Consider the following 19331-nt stretch of genomic DNA (forward strand, 5'->3'; position numbering starts at 1 on the left):
TTTCTTACTCCACCGTCTTTTTAATCCGCGCATCCTTCCTCACGATCCACCAATACATCACCCCAAGCAAAATCACATAAAGCACGATATTAAACAGCGTATGATGGTCCATCCCCAGCGAAACCTTGTTCCAGTAAAGCGACAAAAGCACAAAACGAATAATATTCAAAACCTGGATCAGGATCAATCCAAGTACAAGAAACAGCCACTTATCTTTAAACGGCTTTGGCCAGGCCAGCACAAACGCGGTAAAAAAACTCATAACCCCGTAACCAAGGCATGAATAAATGAGAATAATTCCTCCATGTCCGGGAACACTCAGAACTGTATCTGTCGTCATCGACGAATAACCCAATAGGCTGAGTATCTTAGCAGATAAAAACAGCAGAATATGTCTGAACCAACGGATATAGTTCAGGTGCTCATCTAGAAAAGGAAAATATAATCCTCCTTTTGCCGTGATTCCGATATATAACAGGTTGAACCAGTATAATCCGGCAAACAGTATCAGGAATAAAACAGCAAAGCGGGTTGCAGGATCCTTGAACCACTTATTTCTTAACATCGTCAATATGACTCTTTTTATTTAACAGCTCATCAATCTTCACATCCACGATAAGCCGAAACCAGAAGCCTTGCAGGAAATGAAATAACACGCCATTCTTACCATCAAGTATGCCAAGTTTAATGATCATCCTGTAGAACAGGTAAAAAAACGGGCGGACATACAGGGGGAGCTTCCACCAGATATTTTTAAGAAAAGCGATGCGTTCATCCGGGTTGCCAAACAAATTTCGCTTAACCGATTGCGCCCGAACGGCGTTCATTCGCTCGATTTCTTCATGGGCTACCAGGTCGCTGTAGCGGTTGTGTTTAGAGATCCAGAAACTGATCTCGTTCTCCTTCAGGTTTTCTTCCAGGATATGCCCGTCTTTCCAGGTCACAGTTTTCCCCGGCACAATAAACCGGTGATCCATGTTTTCGTTCAGGTCGGATTTGCCGACACCGGTACGAAACATCTTCAAAAGATATTTTGGGTAATAACCTCCGAACCGCAGCCATTTCCCCTTAAAGAAGTTTTTACGGTTGAAGTAAATGCCGTCTGTATCCCTGTAATCAGCGTCATTGAAATTTTGCAGCCGTTCAAATAGTTCTGGTGTAACGATCTGATCCGCATCCAAACCGATTGTCCATGGCGTTTCAATATTAAACTGTTTCAATGCCGCGGCCCACTGCTTGGGATGATTTTCAAAAGGATGATAAGCGACTTGCGCTCCGTACTCTTCACATATAGTTAATGTTTCATCGGTGCTGCCAGAATCGAGTATATAAACGTGAGCTTCCAGCCCTTTGATCGATTTAAGGAGGCGGGGGAGGTGAAGCTGTTCGTTGAAGGTTAATATAACGAAGGAAAAGTGTAGATTCATCGGGATATTTACTGCGCGTAATTGTTAACCGAATTATACAGTTGAAGATATTTGCTGGTTAATGCTTTTTCTTCAAAATCTGACTTGATTTTTGATGGCGCCGCTTTCCGAATTTCTTGAAGTTTCTCACGATTTTTATTGACATCTAAAAGCGTCTCACGAATATTTTGAACGTTGACTGAACTGACCCATCCGAAGTCATTTTCTTTCACATAGTCGGATAGACCCACCCGATTGCTCACTAATACAGCTGTGCCCATCGCAAGGCTTTCGATGACCACATTCGCGAAGTTTTCGTCGTAGGAGGGCAGTATTAATAGGTCATGATTTTTAAGTATGTCCCATTTCTCATCCTGATCAACCTGACCTATCCAATGGATACGCGGTTCGAGACCTGATGATTTACTCTTGCTTTTTAATGTCTCAACGTAGCTCTCATCTCCTGAGCCCGCGACAGTAAGAATCCAGCTGATTTGCAGTTCGCTAAGAGCATCAAACAATAGATCAAGCCCTTTTTTTTCTTCTATGCGTGAAAGAAATAATAGCCTTAAAGGTTGTTCCTCTGATTCATAACTAATAGATGGTACTTGCTCGTTTCGAACACGAGGTATCTTAACAAAGTTCGGAATGATGGTAATACTTTTCGGATGTTCTACGAGATGCAGGATGTCTCCTTTTTCCTTTTCACTGGTCACATGAAAATGGCAGTATTCAAGTAAAGTCTTCCCGAGAAACCGGTGGATGTTATCCTTGACGCCCGCGTTGCGATTGCCGAATGAATATCCGCTTAACGTTCCTCTTGGACTAAGAATAACCGGCGTATTTTTCCATTTCGCAATCAGACAGGAGAAGATTGAAACAAGGTTCCACCAAGCGTGAATGTGAACGATCGGTTTGGCCGGAGTGCCGTCACTGCGAGGCATGAAGCAGTCTCTCTCTCTAATCTTTTTTTTATAAATTTTGGGTTGCTTAAGCTTCTTCCATAAACCCCAATATAAAGCCGGGCTAAAATGCGTATGGTCTTTCGTTAAGCGTTTAAAATAGGTAACAGGAACGCCATCTACATATGTGGTTTTCCCTGGCTCAACGTTCAGCTCCTGCAGGCCGTTTGCGGTCGAGGTCAGGACCTCAACCGTCACCGGACTGAGCGCTTGTTCGTCCTCTGGCGTGGGAGTCAAGGTGGATGTCACACTGAGCGCAGTCAAAGTGCCAGCCTTAACCAACTCTTCACATAATTTCGATACCGACATCGTTGGCCCACCATATATGTAAGCAGGCTTGTAGGAAGCGGAAATTTGGAAGATTTTCATTTATGGTGCAAGGACAGGCAGTGTGTTATTAAAGATCAACTTATCTTTTTACAATGATGCCAAAAGACTTGAGGGCGTAAAATACCAGGAACATGCTAATATAACTCCAGAAAATAGCGTTAAAAATAAATTCAAAGCTATTGCCCCGCCAGAATATTTGAAAAAGGCCGGTAAACATTACTGCCGTACCTAGAAAGTATCCTCCGAAAATCGATTCGGCTTTAATAGATATCTTCTGTGCAAGGAACCCATATAAAAAAAGTCCAACCCATACACCGATCATGCCCCCGGATAGGTAGCAATCAACTATGTAGGCTGGCTTTGCGGAAACAACAGCGTCTTCGCTTACAACACCGGCAGCATATACGCGTTGCATAACGAGTTCTTCTGTAACCGGTTTAGAAAGCCATATAGCTCGTGGTATGATCGCTTCTGCTGATTGCTTTAAAAGGCTGAAGTGATAAAAAGGGACTTGTTGAGGTGTGGATTTCGCAAACTGAGTAAACATCTCGATTTCGGAGATACGGCTGGTCAGGAAAGCCCAGTTATCTTTTCTGATATCTTGCTGCAAATTTTCATTGTTAAAAACGGCATCTAATGCCTTATCCCTTGCAAGCTGTGACGATTCACCTGAAAAAGCGCTTTGACGAAAAACTGCTATGAATGTTGGCAGCACAACAAAAAGCGCAATCAATGCGGCGCCGAAAACAGGGTATACTTTTTTCCCGTAAAGCGGTATCAAAAAGATTCCTAGTAGTAACACGCTTACAATGATTGGTTCCTTAAAACCAGAGATAAGGGCCTGTAAGAAGTTTAAAACAAACAAACCGGCGCTGACTACCGTATTTCCTTTTCGGTTTTCTCGGAGTGAGTAAGCAAGCGATAATGTGCCGGCTACAAAACTCAAACCTGTTGCCTGCACACTGAACTGTGACAGGGCGCCCACCGATCTGAACACATAACTTAAAGGAAGGCTAAGCAACGCCATTTTAAGCAGGAAATTGCTCATTGAATCGACGTGAAGAGAATATTTGTTTTCTATTGGGTAACTCATCGCGCTGATAAGGCCGTGCGCCAGCGCTGCATGCCCCAATACGTAGTAACGTTGACAGCGCGCAATGTCTGCAAGCGCACCCGTTGTATCATATTCTGTACCTACATAGGTAAAATACTCGTAGCCCAATGTATTCATGTAGTAGAATATAGAGGTGCAGGCCATGTACCCGGCAAATATAATATGCGTTAACAGAAACGGTCTTAACAGTTGCTGTTCCGCAGGCAGGTCAGTTGGAAGTTTTTTCAGTTTACCGGTAAACGAGATATAAAATATATAAAAAGATCCCATCCATGCTGTCAGGTAGGATGCATTTGGGAAATCCATAAGCAGCAGCGCCAATATAAATGGAAAGTACAGGATTAAATACTTAAGTGGATTGCTATTATCCTTGTTCATTCAATTCTTTAACGAAAACTTGTACTTGTTTTTTAAAACTCCAGTCGCCGATAATCTTATTTGAAACGCGCCCCATTTGTTGCAACACTTTCTTGTTAGATAATAAAGCCAATTTATCTATGAGGTCAGCCAAATCTCCATTCCTGAATATATATCCATTTTCGGCATTCTTCACAAGATCAACGGAACAGCCGACTTTATCGGATACAAGTACCGCTTTCCCTGCCGCCATAGCCTCATTAACAGCTAATCCCCATGTTTCGCCCGGGCCCTTAGACGGCAAGCAAAAAAGATCACAGGCCTGGTAAACTACGGGCATTTGTGTCTGGTTTTGGAAATCCATGAAATGTATAGTTGATTTCTGTGGGCTATTTGCTGCTTTCTGCTTTAAGCTTTCTTCTAAAATCCCATTACCCACAAACAGCAGGCGAATACTTCTTGTCTCGCTGAGCGGAGTCGAAGCGCCAACCTCAATTTCTTTTGTCGCACCCATCAATCGCGAAGTGAATGTCATGCTAAGCGGAGACAAACTACCATTCCCAAGTTTAATGAACGCTTCCATCAACAATTCCGGATCTTTTTTTGGCTCGAGTTTTCCGGCAAACAGGATCAAAATGTCTTCCTCTTTAATATCCAGGTTTTCACGAAGCTTTCTTGCTTCATCGTTTCTGTTCTTTGAAAACCGATTATTGTCGATGGCATGCGGAGCAAAAACCAGCCGCGATTCCTTTAATCCGTATTTCAGGTAGTAAGCTTTATTCGCGGTACCTACATAAAATACTTTATCTACATGCTGGTACACCCAGCGAAGTAAAAGGCTTTTTGCGATATTTTTTAGCCCACTGCTTTCATCCAGTAAAGTCGAATCGCCGCGAAACCAAACCGGGACTTTTCCTTTAAAATATCGCATGACTTTGAGATGGGACGCATAACTCCAGCCATAAACAAGGATCGCATCGGGTTTGAAATCTTTTAGCCGATGAATGATCTCCGGATTTTGTATCCCCTTAAAATGGTGGCTGCCCGGATCCGCTGCGGTGTTTTTTAAAAACTCGTAAGCATAGCCATCTAATAAAGGCAGATCCCAGGCAATGGTTTTACCGAAATCCGGATCGTGCTTTGGTTTATTGCCTTCTTCTCCCCAAGTATAGAATACCTTTATGTTCGCTTTTTTAGCAAGAAAACGGAATACCGGTGCGTAGTATTGAATTGGATGAGTTGTGACTATTGCTAATTTCTTCAACCTACGATCAACTAGTTGGACAACGTTATTTTACTTCGGCTTGGGAAATACCTATCTCTCAAACTTAAAAATGGATATTCAACGATTTTACTAAAAGCAATACCGGTGATAAAACAAATTAAAAGGTAGATAGGTAAGTACAAAATCTCGCTTTTAAAAATTAGATGGATACGTTGTGCAATAACGCCGAGCGCTGGATGTATGAGATAGATTGAATATGAAAATTGTCCCAGATAGGCTAATCTTCGAATCATTTTGTTGTGTTCCAAATATTTTCCATTCATTAAAATCAGAATCACAAAGCCAAAAGCTATTGAGTTTAAGCTTAAATAAATCAAATTCAATATTCTGTAATCTCTTAAGAAGATATAATTTGAAATAATTATCAGCAAACTTGTCGTTAAGATGATTTTCTTATATCTCATCAAAAACTTGAAAAGTTTATTTTGAGTGAAAAAGCTTAAATAAATTACCACACCGAAAAATATTGAATCCAATCGCCCGTGCGTCATTTGAAAATCTCGTTTCCAGTCTTCTTGATAATGAGTATAATTATAAAACCTAAAACAGATACTAAAAATTAGCAATGCTGAGTATATAACTAAGATCCATTTAAAGTCAAATTTTTTATAATAGATTAGAATCACAGACAATATGCAGAGCAAAATATAAAAATGTTCTTCAAAACTTAGCGACCAAAACCAGACCCTACTTGAATAAGAGGTGTAATTCGATAAGAAAAAAGCATCACTAAGCATGCCTTTCCAGGAAAAACGATGTGTAAAATATTGATATACACAGGCGATTGTTAAGAAAATATAATAGGAAGGGTAGATCTTAAAACCCCTTCTGATCAAAAAAAGTTTGGGATTAAAAGATTTGTATTTGGTATACTCATTAATAATTAAGCCCGATACCAAAAATCCACTTAACACAAAGAATAATTCTACACCTAAATACCCAGGGCTAATCAAGTTATAATAAGGGCGTTCGCACTTAATATCCGAATGACTTAATAATACAATTAAAATGGCGATAAATCTTAAAAAATCAAGACTTTGGTTTCTTTGTAGCATGAGCGTGTAACGGGATTAGGTTGGTGTTGATCAATTCTTTAAAGCTATTGTTTAATTATTTTGTTTAAGATGGTCTGCCAACCTATTGCATAATGCGAGTAAGGTGAGAGTGGGATTAGAGTGCGAACCTGTTGGAAACACAGCAGTACTCGCTACAAATAAGTTTTGAGTATCCCAAACTTTTAGATTCTGGTCTACAATGCCATTTTCAGCTTTTTTGCTCATCTTGCAACCACCCATATGATGGTTTACGTCTGAAAGCAGCAACTTCCATCCCGAATTATCAGGATCGATCTCCGGCCTTATAATTACTTTTCCGAAGCCTAATCGTTCTAATTCTTCCTTTACAATTGAGGTAGCAGCTAAAACAGTGTTCCAGGTAGGTCTACTAATGTCCCAATGTACTTCCAATTTTGGCAATCCCATTTCATCAGAAATATCGCTTAAACGTAAATAGCTTGTGTCAATAGCATTCTGTTCAACCATCAGCGAAATTTCAGGAGTAGTTTTAATCTTATAGAAAAAAGATTGTAAACTATAAGCATATGCGCTTAAAGCAAATTTTGGTAAAAAAGGTACCAGTGATAAGGCTTTTTTTAGATCAAATTTCTTCAAAAGAGCTTTAACCTTTTCATATAGATCAAAATCAGATGGTGGACTAAACAAGATACTTACAGAGCAGTTTAATAAGCTTGATTTTAATCTCGTTTTCTCAGCCAGACTTAATCTTAGCGATATTTTTTGATGATTAATATGATGTGTGTTAAAATACCGCTGTAATTTGAATTGTTTTTCTGTTTCAACATAACCAACAGTAATGCATGGATGATCCATGAAACCTTTTCCAAGTAACTGGAAATTATTATGTTTAGCGAATAGATTAGAGTGATTTAACAAAAGCCGGTTACATTCTACTGCTCCGCCTGCCAAAATTAGATTTTTAACGTCAAGCGTCTTTCGGAATCCATCGAAGTTTATGAGTTCGATCTTTTGAACGCTTTCTCCGCTATGACAGAGATTAGATACAGTAGCATTGTACAACACAAACACATGCTTTTCAAGATGCTTTTGATAAAGTTTTTTGAAGTTGGGTTCTTTGGCCCATTTAGAAACATGATAGCTTATTAGGGTGTCATTAAAACCAGGGTCCCGCAATTTAATTCTTGACAGAATTTCTGGCCCATAATAGTCATTGTCGTGGATACCCATAAAAGCATTCGCGGCTTTATAATGTGGTTCAAGATCTGCCAATTCAATTGGCCAGGAATCTACATCTTCTCTAGATGGATGACTGAAATCAATTGCGGAAAAAGGAAGCGACTGACCGCCCCAAGCCAATGTTGTTCCGCCTACCGCACGTTTTCTACCCCAGCTAATGCCTCCCATCGGTAAACCTGTAGAGATTACATCATTAAGCGCCTGATAACGTTCTTCTAAATCAAACAATCCACTTTCAATTAGGAGAACTTTATATCCAGAGTTGGACAAGTTTACAGCTAAAAATATTCCTGCTGCGCCTGCGCCAACTATTGTATAGTCGAAATTTTCGGGAATATTTAGTGTTAACGAATCTTCAAACCTATGAAAAGGCATAATCAATCTCTTGTTTTAAATCAACCTTGCTCCAGGTTTCGAACCGTGTCAATTGCTTTAGATTTTCTTCCAGGTGTATCGGCGATGTGGTAGAGAACAGAATTTTTCCGGATGGATTTTTTCTGTGTTCGTGCGACAATATAATGCCGGCAAGCTCGGGTTTGGTAAATTTATCGTTGGTATTTATCTGAGATAAACCTTTTAATACGCTATGGTAGATGTGAGTTTTGTCAGGATGCTGTAATACAAAATCATCTGACCTGGTATCATGAGGGCTGTTTTCATATTGTATGACATCCCAAATATTAAGATTCTTTTCTCTGGCTGTATTATGGAAATTTGTTGCTAAACCAAGTTTCGCAATTCTTCCGTCTTCCTTTAGCGAAATTAAAAAAGCTAATGCATCTTCCGTTAAAAATTCACTCAGTCCTTCATGGAGTAAAAAACAATCGATATAATCCGTTTGAAGATTTTCAAGGCTTTGCTTAAAGCTCTTTTCTATTTCTTTACGTTCTATTATTCTCGGGAGGAGGTCGTGTTGTTCCGGTTTCAGATCCAAACTACCGGCAGACGCATGATTGACTCCTTTCAATTTGTACTTAAGCCAAAGCATTAGATTGAGGGGCAAACGCGAAGGCTTTATTTCGCTTAAACCAAATTTTGTCGTTACTATTACTTCACTGCGCTTGTTTTTTATAAATGTTCCAAGAATGCGTTCAGAATATCCTTTACTGTACACCGGTGCAGTATCGAAATAACGTATCCCCGAGATATAGGCTTTATCCAAAATAGTCAACGCAGAGCGCAAATCTTTTTGGCTTGCCAAGGCTACACAACCAAAACCGAAGTGTTGGTTGATTAAATCGCTCATAAAAGTTTATGGTTTAATTTAACTTGGTTTATTTGATATAGCTTTAGCCAGCGCATCTGCGAGAATACTAGTCACATTTTTCGCCGAATAAGCATCAAAAGCTTTCTGATTGATTTGACTGGCATCAAACGTTTCCCTAAAGGCTAGGAAGCTTGTCCACTTATTTAATAAAAATTTACCAATCTTATCTAAACCTGCTTCCCCATCAAACGTAAGTGTGAGGCCAGCTCCGGTACTTTCAATTACTTTACATGCCGAACTAGCCTGGTGAAGCACAGCAAAAACAGGTTTTTGACTTAATACCGCCTGATAAACTTTTGAAGGGGTATAATGCGCTTCGGTACTCCCAATGATAAACGCTCCATCGGAAGCATTTAAATGTGTAAGTACCTCTAAATAAGGAATACGTTTTGGGTATTCAAAAATAACGCTTTCCCAAAGTCCGTATTTCGAAGCCAGCGCTTTAATATTATATGATTGAGCATCATTGGGTGAATAACCACTTCCAATAAAATGGATTCGTATATTTTCGAAATGTTTCAGGTTGGCAGCTAATACTTTAAGGACTTCTTCAAGTGGTTTATAGGCTTTTGGTAACATAGCACCGGCATACACGAAGTCGAAGGTGCCGGGTTCCTTTTTGAAGAGATAAGGTTTTAAGCCCAACCGTTCAACCATTAAGTGATCTTCTGCTTCGCCGCCATAAGGCATAGACGCAGTGACTACTTTATTTTTTAAATGCGGGTTGCGTTCAAGCACCGCCTCGTAATATCCCGGAGCCACTCCGGTAATCAGGCTTACTTTTTTTACCGCCAGGGGTTCAAGCCATTCGCCTAATTTCATACTGCCATAGGCTTTGCTGATCTTCTTTTCAGTTCCTGGCCACCGGTGCACCCATGGGTCGATATAATCAATGCCATATGGAATACCGGTCTTACGTGATATTATCGGGCCAAGTAGAGCGGCAAAATTGGACGGAATCGGAATGTATAAGAAATCTATTTTTTCGCTGCTGCAAAGGAAAAGAATTCTTTTAAGCATTTGTCTGAAGCCACGAATGCCAATATCGCCAATCAAACGGATATTCTTTGTGCTGCTAGCGGCGACTTTTTCAATACGCAGGCTGGCTGGTAATAATTTTACAAGATTAGGATCTAAAGCCTCTTCATAATAAGCTTCGTCCACAGTAACGATAATCGGTTCCCAGCCGAATTCAGGCAGATGCTTAGCAAATAAGCGGCTGCGGTGTACTGCCGCAAGATTAGATGGTGGAAAATGAGGGGAAACGATGATTACTTTTTTCAATATTAAAGCGAATCAATAAGGGGGGTTAATTTATTGAGTATTTGTGAATGAGTGGGAGAAGATTTAGCGATCAATTCAGTCTGTCGTATTGCTTCGTCAATTTTTTGCTGATCAAATGCTTCTGATTTTATCAGCTCAACGATTTCTGACGGGTTGTTACCGACTAAAATCTGGCCTTCTTTCCATTCGTATCCACGAGTACCTATAGCAGTTGAAATTATGGGCAAACCTAGTCCCAAGGCCTTGCCTAATTTTGTGCTTACTCCCCTGGAATAGTAAAATGCAAGATTTAAAAAGAACGACCAGGTTCCGACCTCCGCGCGAAGGTCATCTTCTTCTAAAAACCCGAGGTAACGAATAAATGGATACTTGACTGGCAGGGTTTCACCTCCACCTCCAATCAATACAAAATCTACGGCAATATTTTCTTGTTGTAGTTTATTTGCAATTGCCTCTATTGCGTAATAATTTGGATGATGCGTCATATCGCCAATAAAGCCGATTCTGCCTCTTTTAGGGGTATGTTTGATGGTTGTTGCTGTGATGACACGTGGGATCATCATTGTTTGCTTAGCATTCAGCCATTTTTCTATAGCATCTTCAACCGGAGAAACAGTTAAAACTAGATCGATATAGTCCTTTTTATAACTCGCCTCTTTTTTTAGCAAGTTTCCAAGCTTGTAAGATGAGGTTATCCGTTTGAGTAATGGTTGACTGGAGTTAAAACGTGTAAAATTATGAACAAAGTCCCCGGAATCGTTTCCATGGGAAAGCATGATAACTTTCGCTAGATTTCCAAATCGTTGCTTGACAATTTTGGTCAAATTCATCGTTTGGGTCATATTGAAGGCAAAAACTGTAGGTTCCAATACCTGGATTTTCTCAATCTTAGCCAAAAACTCTTTTTCTGAATATAAGTTATATGCATCGACTCCTAATTTTGCAGTAATTTTAAAAGCAAAGTCTTTTCGGAATTTTACTTCTATAACCTCTACATCATAACCGACTTTGAAAAGGTTTAAAAATTCAACTGTACAAAGTTTTACACCGCCTTCGGCATTGTTGGAGCTGATATATCTTTGGTCAGTGATGAAATAGCATTTTTTCATGTTGGAGTAAATAGGCAGTAATTTTTAGATTATGAATAAAATCGCATTCAATAAAATTTATCGGATAATTCCTATAAGCCTAATTTAAATACCAAGAAATTTTTAATGATTTATCAAATTATAGAAATATTCTCTGTACCCAGAGTGAACTTTTACAAAAGGATGGACTTTCTCAATATAATCTAGATAATATAAATTCCTGGCCCATGCACAATAGTGCTCCGCAACTAGAGAACTGTAAAGGTTAGCGTCAAAGGTTGGATGCTGTGTATGCATCCTGTAAGACACATCAACTGTATCGAGCATTGGAAAGCAATCTCCTAGTTTTTGAAGTGCCATACATTGGACGGTTTGACTTTGTGTCCAGTTGTTTTTTGATATTAGACCATGGGATAGTATCTCTTCCAAGTACTTGAAGACTATTTTTTTGTTGGGAAACAGTACCAACCCTGCGTTGAATTGATATGGTATTGATTTATTTAGGTAGCGTTCCATATCTTCACTGGAATATGAATATGCTGGACCCCGATCAACGTTGTAAAAACTATTAACGCTTCCATTTTTGATCAGTTGCTCTATGAAATCAGGTTCAAGAAAATATGGATTATTAAAAAATAAAATGTCGGTGTCGACCTGAAGACAATAGCGTGTTTTGCAAAAAAAAGCCAGGTCAGTCGATTGCAAGTTAACATTTGCTTTTTCTCTGAATTTTTTTAGGTTAGAAAAATTATTTTGTAAATAATATTCATTAATAATTCGGTCAGCTTCTTGTCTAACTATGATTTTGACTCCTAAAAAAGATGTTTCTAATAACTTAATATCAGATGCAGTCAATGAGCCGTCATCATGTATTTCCAACGGATATTTGATAGAAAGAAACCTGTAAAGACTCTTCAACGTAGCTAGGGCCATATTTATTGAATTGTGACTTGTAAGTACAGAAATCGTCAACAATTCAGATTCGTCAAGTTTATATGAGATAGTATTTGCCAGTTGAACATTGAAACGTCTTATGTAAAATCTTCGAATGAGGTTATAGTATTTTGTTTTTAACCAGTTATACATTTATTTAAGAGAACAGTGTTTTTTCAAAATTAATTGATAATGTTTTTTATTTGTTTGGTTAGTTTCCAGCCAAGTAAACGTACCATTTTTTTAGTAATGCCGCCAGCTTGAAAACCTATGGTGGGTTTGGTCAGCTTGTTAATCTTCTCTGATGCAATATTGATCAAGTCTGAATTAGCTGGGTAATTTTCGTATATGAAATTTTGAAGCATGTTTGCACATGACAATTTTACTTTTTGATCCTCGGGGAAAAGTTTTAGGGCCTGGTCTATACCAGATATTAATGATGATAAATTTGAACGCTGATACTGCCAACCAATTATTCTGGAAGACAGCCCTCCAATACCGGACCTGTAAAAAAATGTAGCTTTATCATTGTATAAAATATGACCAGCATCTGCGAAAATCCTGCAATAAAAATCGAAATCGTCATTTAGAGTCAGATCTTCATTCCACAAACCAGCGCTGGCGATAAGTTTGCGTGGGACAAATACTCGCCCCGGCGGTGTCATATGTCTAGAAAACATCCAATAATCGGCTATCCACTGATAAAAAGTTAAATTTTCTTTTATAATGAACTGATCCTTAGTAAACGATTCTATTTTATTGTTGTAAAATCTTCCCCATGAGGAAACTACAACATCGTCGGTTGAACCGCTAATCATGTTGACTTGAGATTGTATAAAATCTGGTTGCACATAGTCATCCGCGTCGAAAAATACAATATATTTCCCACTGCTTTCTTGATAAGCTTGATTCCTGGCTGCCGACGCGCCTTTTCTTAATGCCTTGAAAATCTTCAGCCTGGAGTCCTTAAATTTCGAAATCTTCTCCCAGCTATCATCGGTCGACGAGTCGTCGACAATTATTATCTCGATGTTGCTATGCGACTGATTTAAGAGGCTATCGAGAGTCGTTTCAATATAGGAGGATGCATTGTAGCATGGGATGCAGATGGAAACTGAATTCTCTTCACAAGTCAGACTTTTTTCCATGCGATATTGAAATAATCCTTTTTTGATAGATCAACATAATGTTGCAGCGTACCTTTACAGGTGTTAACATCTTTTTCAGATGGATTAACGATATAATCATTTGAATTTAAGACAACAGAAGGTGTACTTCCTATAATCATAGCTGAGAGGGCCTGCTCCAAATAATACGATTTACCTTCACTATTTTCGAGTTCATCAACCCAGTATTCAAGCTTTTCCCAATTAATATTATTACTTTTTAAACCGATGGCGCCAACATTTACAAGATCGGGAATTACGGTATTACAGATTGCTTCAAGTTTTGCTTTTGGATAGCCGTAAGATTCCATGCAGTCTACCATATGTAGTGTAAGCTGAGGGTTTTTTAGCCATGCAATTAGTTCCTCGGGTTCAGCCCAAAATAGCATATCGGAATCAAGTACCAGTTTGAACTCCGGCCCGCCGTCGAATAAATGTACATCTGTAAGCTTTTTTATATGAGGATATTCAGCTCGCTTACGATTCAAAACCGGGAACGTTGTTTTAGGCAGATAGTTAGCGATCTTATTTTCAATTGTCTTACTATCAATAATGATGGCTCCGGGCAACTGGCGTTTTACCCGAGAAATTAATTCTGCATCAAAACTGCCATCGTCTACCAGATATATGCAGAATTTTTCGTTACAGTATTTTGAAAGCGACTTTAAACAGAATAAGGTTTGATATAAATATTTTTTTCCTGTTAAAAAGTAAATCGGTAAACCATCATGAAAGCATTTTATTGGGGAAAAAGAATAACTTGCGCTTTCCATTTCTGTTTTACCAGCCAGCATTTGCTCGTAAGCTTTTTTTCCTCCAAAACGATTCATTTCCTGCCAACGAAACTTTGGTTCCCGATAGATTTTATCTACTAATTTTTGGAACATTTTATAGAATCATAGGTAAATAGCAATTCTGATAAAAGCTTCAAATGTATTGTTTCTGGATTAAAATAATTGTTGAACTCTGTGATTTTGACATTAGCTTTTTCAAAAATGTCAGAATTATCAATAATATGCTTTAAGCTTTCCAATTCGTAGCTTTCAATATACAATGGCCATTTATTTTTGATACTCCAATTTCCTAAAGCAGACTCTTTTGGTGCAATAGTAATTGTAGCAATACCTAATCGAGTATATTGAATAAATTTACTTGGGAAACAGGTTTTTATCCATGGCATTTCGTCAATCTTTTCGGGATAAGGAATAATGCATGCATCGCAATTTTCTAGAAGATATTGATTAGATTCATCAGCGGTTTCAAACAGCTCTCTGTATGTGACATTTTTGTATTTGGTACATAAAAATCTGGCTTGTTCGTTATTGCCAATTAAATGCAATGAAATAGCCATTTCCTCTAATAATGCAGATAATTTGTCGAGGTAAGGAATAATCTCAGTATATAAGGAACCGGAGTATCCAATAGATAAAATTTTTGACTGCTTTCTTAGAGAAGCTTGAGTCAATGCAACGATCTCACCCGGAATAGGGTATAGTATTTCGAATTTTTGCGAATACTCTGGCCAGTTATCTTTGAAGGCTTCTGAAGCGATAAAAACTTTCTTACTTGCATCCAATATCTTTTCAGTATTTAGTTTCATTAAATACGATGACTTATGGTTATGCAATTCAAGAGTATCATCGTGAAAAAAACTTATCAATGGAATTTGTGTCTTTTCCTGAACAAACGCGCAAAATGGCGCTAAAAAATCTCCGTATACATATCCAACCAAATTTGTTATCTGATATTCTTCTATGATTTGTTTAACATGGTTGTTAAAATAATCCCAAAATCTTATTTTTTGCGAAACGCCGGTTGCATGGTATGGGGGATAATACCATTTTCTGTTCGGAAGTAAATGAACGGTAAAGTTGTTGTCTAACTTTTTTTTTCTTCGTTGATACGAATTATGGTCAGTTACAACATGAATGCTGTGTCCTTCATCTACCAACTTTTTAAAGTGCCTGAAAAAAACAACCTCACTAGCGTAAGTATCTAACGGAAGCATTTCAGAAATAAAGAGGATGTTCATTTTAAATCCTGAATTTGATCTCAGTTCTTTATTTCCCTGATAATTTTGTTAGTAATCCGTTTTGCCAATGAAACACTCGGTATTTGAAAAGGATATTTAGAATTATAATAATTTATGCTGTTATAGTCATGACTGTTCTCTTTTTGAAGATCATAAAGGTAATCTGTATACAGTTTTATCATTTCTGGCCTGTTTTCAAATGTAAACCGCCCATCCGCTCTTGGCATAAGTTGCTTTAAAAATTTATCAAAACTACTGAAATGATAAAAGAATAAATCTTCAGTATCATTTACTTTGAAATTTCCACCGATGAGTTTGATTGAACGGTCGTGAAGATTCCAGTATGCTGCGTTTAACCCTGGATGTTCAGCAACAGTCACATCTTTAAAAAGCAAGGGTACAAGATTAAACCATATCTGATCAGTGAAGTAACCTTCTTTAAGATCGATGACGCATTTTTCTGCCAATCGCTCACACCACCAGTTCAGAAATTTATCGGAAGATCCAGATCTTTTTAGTCCAAGAAACCCTAGATTATAAATGCCATGATTCAAAAAGAGATTCTCGCCGGGAAATAAACCGTCAAACGGGATCGGCTCTAAAATGTGAGGAGTTAAAAGTATAGAAGTATTTTCCCAAAATTGTTCGAAGGCATTAATCGGCCGATATACTTTAATATCAGGGTCAAAATAATATACAGTGCTGGCACCGGTGTGTTTAAACAAGTATTTAAAAGCGACACCTTTGATAGCTGTGTTAAACTCTACAACATTATAGTTTTCCAGTTGCCACTGCAGGTTAGGAATATCTAATTCATCTGGAGTGATAACCTTTTCAAAGCCCAATCCAGCATAATTAATCTGATCTGATTTTTCATCAGCAAGAAATAGATAAACCGGAACTGCATTCTGGCTTTTAATGGACTTTAATAAAACAAGTGCTTTATTCAGGTAATTATTGGAACAAATAGTAAATGCAATTGTGCTCATAGGTATTTATTTAACTATCCGACGCAAAGGGTTAATCAAAAAATTCCCCAATTTGTAATCCAGTGAATTCTTGTACATTCTAGTCAACTGTGAGTTTTTGCGCTTTACGAGTATCGGGTCATCCCAATATTTTTCGTAGAGGCTTTTGTATTTGTTATAAATATAATTTCTAAGCTCTCTTGAATGTTCATCCTTTATGGCTTGGAGCATCGACTCGTTTTTTATCCTATAAAAAAAAACTGTCTCCTCTAAAAAATGAACTTTATCTTGTTCGGTTAGTAATTGCAGCCAAAAATCCCAATCCTCGTAACCTGATTTCATGCTTTCATCATAGCCGTTGGTATTATCAAAATCTTTCTTTCGATAGATAGCTGAACAGTAGATTAAATTCCCTTCAAGTAAGCCATGATATGAATATGTTTCGAGTTCCCATTTGCAGTTAACCGCGCCAAATTTAATTGCATTGCCATATACAAGTTTAATGTGATCATTCGCAAACAGTACTTTTTTTGCACTTCCAAGATATGAACTGCTTATGTAATCATCTGCGTCAAGTGGCAAAATAAACTCTCCTTTTGCAATCTTAATACCGGCATTCCTTGCGGAACTTAACCCACCATTTTCTTTTTTCAGATATACAAAACGTCGATCTTTTTTAACCCATTCAAGTGCTATCTTCTCGGTGTTATCGGGTGAACCGTCATCTACTATTATGCATTCCCAATTGAAGTGAGTTTGACTAAGTACCGATTGCAATGTTTCAGATAGGAATTGTGCCTGATTATAGCAAGGTACGATAATTGAAAAGTCAGGACTCATAAAAAAGAAGCTAACTTAAAAGCCAGTTTGTATTTCAGTTTTGTGTTAGGCAAATTTTGAAGAAGGCCCAATATTTTATGAATAGGAGTATTTATTTTTTTTGAAAGCTCTAGTACTATAACGAATACCAAGCTGGCGGTATCCTTATTGAAAATTCCCCATTTAATCCTTTGGATAATCTGATGACCCCACTTAGATAAGTTGCTTGTAGTTCGTAATAACTCAAACATTTTTATTGTAGGAACAGCAATGTTCTCATTCGAGAAAGTACTTTGGAGAGTGTGGATGCGATAATAAAATAACCTGGCGTCGATAGAAGCGAATCTTTTTCCAGACAATAAAAGCTTCAGCCACAAATGATAATCTTCGACATTCTGGATAGTAGGATTCTCTTCAAATCCATTAACCGTTAATATCGCCTCTTTTTTTACAAGGACTGATAAAATTGGAATTTGGTTACCGCTGATAAATAGACCAATATCATTTTGACTCCATTCATTTTTCACGAGTACGTTAAAGTCGGTTGCAACTTTTTCTTGTAGCGCATATCCTTGTGAAAAAACAAGATCTGTTTCAGGATGATTCGCAAGAAAGTCTGTTTGAATTTTAAGCTTTTCAGGATTCCATAAGTCGTCGGCGTCCAAAAATGCGAGGTAAGATCCATTACTATTTTCAATCCCCAGGTTTCTCGCTTTACCTTGTTTTCCATTTTCCTGGAAATAATATCGAATTCGATCATCAGTGGCGGCGATCTTTTTTACAATATCCGCTGTTGTATCGGAAGATCCATCGTCAATTATAATTAGTTCCCAATTCTCATAGGTTTGCACTATTACACTATTGATACTCTCCCGGATATAACGTTCGGCATTGTAGGCAGGCATAATAACAGATACTATAGGCTCTTTTTTCAACCGACCACTTCCTTTAACTTTTCAAGATACTGCCTTCCAAACTTTGCGTCAGGTTCAAGATAATTACCTTCCGCCCATTCGTTCCATGATTTAATAATGAGAATTCTTTTATCCTCGTTATTTGCTTTTACATAGTCTGCAGCTTGTCGTAAGTGCCTTTTCCATAAATCAGGGGTTGAATTGTGGAAAACGAGACCTTTTGTTCCTGACCGCGCCGTGTTATCCCAATTTGGAATGACACATGGGAAATAATCATAATCGAACTTTTCTTTTGGAAGCAAGTAATTAATTGCCTTTTCATATTCAACAATTATTGGTTTCTTACGAACTTCAAGATTGATTTCAGGATGGCCAAAAACTTTATTTTTAATTTTTTTATAAACTTTCTCAACGGGATTGGCAGACTCGTAATACTTTGCCGTATAGTACCTCATAGTAGAAAATTCAGAGCCAATTACACCGTCAAAACCATTTTTATCCGGATTCCAATCTGCAGGGCATCTTGAGGCCAACAGGTAGATACCCGGCAACCCGGCTTTATGAGCGCAATCTCGTATCGTGTCCGTAAACAACTTTAAATCAGGTATGGAGCCCGGCATATATACATTAAATACTGGCTTTCCTTCTATGCAAATATACCTTGGATCCTGGAAGGCGGACAGCAAGTAGTCGAAATGAGAAACGTAATCGTCCTTTCCCGGATAAGTCTGTTCAATTAATACACCCGGGTTTGTATTTCCAAACCATATACCTTTCCATGTTTCATTTGCCCAGCATAAACAGAAAGGAAAATCGGGCTCATTTGAATTTAATATGTTTTGAAGGGGGCGCTCTAGTAAAGTTTTTCCGTTACCAAACCAATAGTGGTAATAAATGAAGCCTTCAATTCCGTAATCAGCCGCCAATTCCGCCTGCTGTCTCTGAACTTCCTGCACTCTTAAATCATAATAACCAAGTTCAGTTGGAAAACGAGGTTGATAATGATCCTGAAAAAGTGGTTTGGCTTTAGTTACATTTGTCCACTCGGTAAAACCTTTTCCCCACCAATTATCGTTTTCCGGAATAGGGTGATATTGGGGAAGGTAATATGCTAGAGCGCGAAACATAAATTT

The 19331-nt window shown here is 38.1% G+C and carries 18 protein-coding genes; all 18 read right to left on the reverse strand.

Translation table 11 applies throughout. The annotated features are described in order from the left end of the window. Positions 1-4: 4 nt before the first annotated feature. The 18 genes from xrtY to GS399_RS17780 all read right to left on the reverse strand — a co-directional run bounded on the left by xrtY (position 5) and on the right by GS399_RS17780 (position 19325). Positions 5-565, reverse strand: a complete 561-nt coding sequence (gene xrtY / locus GS399_RS17695; RefSeq protein WP_160845989.1) for an exosortase Y — start codon at positions 563-565, stop codon at positions 5-7. Beyond that, complete coding sequence (locus GS399_RS17700) at positions 552-1427, reverse strand: glycosyltransferase family 2 protein (protein WP_160845990.1); 876 nt, start codon at positions 1425-1427, stop codon at positions 552-554. Before GS399_RS17700 ends, xrtY begins: the two co-directional genes overlap by 14 nt. Positions 1428-1435: 8 nt before the next feature. Then, on the reverse strand, positions 1436-2737 hold the full coding sequence (locus GS399_RS17705) for an XrtY-associated glycosyltransferase XYAG1 (protein ID WP_160845991.1): 1302 nt from the start codon (positions 2735-2737) through the stop codon (positions 1436-1438). Positions 2738-2777: 40 nt separating this feature from the next. Then, positions 2778-4190 (reverse strand): exosortase Y-associated Wzy-like protein, encoded by a 1413-nt coding sequence (locus GS399_RS17710; RefSeq protein WP_160845992.1) that lies wholly within the window; start codon positions 4188-4190, stop codon positions 2778-2780. Further along, positions 4177-5433 (reverse strand): glycosyltransferase family 4 protein, encoded by a 1257-nt coding sequence (locus GS399_RS17715; protein WP_160845993.1) that lies wholly within the window; start codon positions 5431-5433, stop codon positions 4177-4179. Before GS399_RS17715 ends, GS399_RS17710 begins: the two co-directional genes overlap by 14 nt. Before the next feature lie 11 nt (positions 5434-5444). After that, positions 5445-6509: an acyltransferase family protein gene (locus tag GS399_RS21125; protein ID WP_160845994.1), complete on the reverse strand. Its 1065-nt coding sequence runs from the start codon at positions 6507-6509 to the stop codon at positions 5445-5447. Between the two features lie 51 nt (positions 6510-6560). Then, positions 6561-8102, reverse strand: coding sequence for a GMC oxidoreductase (locus GS399_RS17725; RefSeq protein ID WP_160845995.1), 1542 nt, complete (start codon positions 8100-8102; stop codon positions 6561-6563). Further along, a complete protein-coding gene (locus GS399_RS17730) occupies positions 8089-8973 on the reverse strand; it encodes an aldo/keto reductase (RefSeq protein ID WP_160845996.1) in 885 nt (294 codons plus the stop codon). The genes GS399_RS17725 and GS399_RS17730 overlap by 14 nt, the downstream gene beginning before the upstream one ends. An 18-nt stretch (positions 8974-8991) precedes the next feature. Next, positions 8992-10278, reverse strand: coding sequence for a glycosyltransferase family protein (locus GS399_RS17735; RefSeq protein WP_160845997.1), 1287 nt, complete (start codon positions 10276-10278; stop codon positions 8992-8994). A gap of 2 nt (positions 10279-10280) precedes the next feature. Next, the gene (locus tag GS399_RS17740; protein ID WP_160845998.1) at positions 10281-11387 is read right to left on the reverse strand and encodes a glycosyltransferase; all 1107 of its coding nucleotides are present in this window, start codon (positions 11385-11387) and stop codon (positions 10281-10283) included. A gap of 102 nt (positions 11388-11489) precedes the next feature. Beyond that, a complete protein-coding gene (locus GS399_RS17745) occupies positions 11490-12299 on the reverse strand; it encodes a hypothetical protein (RefSeq protein ID WP_237487989.1) in 810 nt (269 codons plus the stop codon). A 182-nt stretch (positions 12300-12481) separates the two neighbouring features. Then, the gene (locus GS399_RS17750; protein ID WP_160846000.1) at positions 12482-13447 is read right to left on the reverse strand and encodes a glycosyltransferase family 2 protein; all 966 of its coding nucleotides are present in this window, start codon (positions 13445-13447) and stop codon (positions 12482-12484) included. After that, positions 13432-14352 carry a glycosyltransferase family 2 protein gene (locus tag GS399_RS17755; protein WP_160846001.1) on the reverse strand — a complete coding sequence of 307 codons (921 nt, stop codon included), beginning with the start codon at positions 14350-14352 and terminating at the stop codon, positions 13432-13434. Before GS399_RS17755 ends, GS399_RS17750 begins: the two co-directional genes overlap by 16 nt. After that, entirely contained in the window at positions 14337-15497 is a 1161-nt protein-coding gene (locus GS399_RS17760) for a glycosyltransferase family protein (RefSeq protein WP_160846002.1), read from the reverse strand. Before GS399_RS17760 ends, GS399_RS17755 begins: the two co-directional genes overlap by 16 nt. Positions 15498-15517: 20 nt before the next feature. Beyond that, positions 15518-16486 (reverse strand): hypothetical protein, encoded by a 969-nt coding sequence (locus tag GS399_RS17765; protein ID WP_160846003.1) that lies wholly within the window; start codon positions 16484-16486, stop codon positions 15518-15520. A gap of 6 nt (positions 16487-16492) precedes the next feature. Continuing rightward, entirely contained in the window at positions 16493-17305 is an 813-nt protein-coding gene (locus GS399_RS17770; protein ID WP_160846004.1) for a glycosyltransferase family 2 protein, read from the reverse strand. Then, positions 17302-18219, reverse strand: a complete 918-nt coding sequence (locus GS399_RS17775) for a glycosyltransferase family A protein (RefSeq protein WP_160846005.1) — start codon at positions 18217-18219, stop codon at positions 17302-17304. The genes GS399_RS17770 and GS399_RS17775 overlap by 4 nt, the downstream gene beginning before the upstream one ends. Continuing rightward, positions 18216-19325, reverse strand: a complete 1110-nt coding sequence (locus GS399_RS17780; RefSeq protein ID WP_160846006.1) for a glycosyltransferase WbsX family protein — start codon at positions 19323-19325, stop codon at positions 18216-18218. The genes GS399_RS17775 and GS399_RS17780 overlap by 4 nt, the downstream gene beginning before the upstream one ends. Positions 19326-19331 lie beyond the last annotated feature (6 nt).

The sequence above is a fragment of the Hufsiella arboris genome (assembly GCF_009834875.1).
In the GTDB taxonomy this organism is placed as follows: domain Bacteria; phylum Bacteroidota; class Bacteroidia; order Sphingobacteriales; family Sphingobacteriaceae; genus Hufsiella_A; species Hufsiella_A arboris.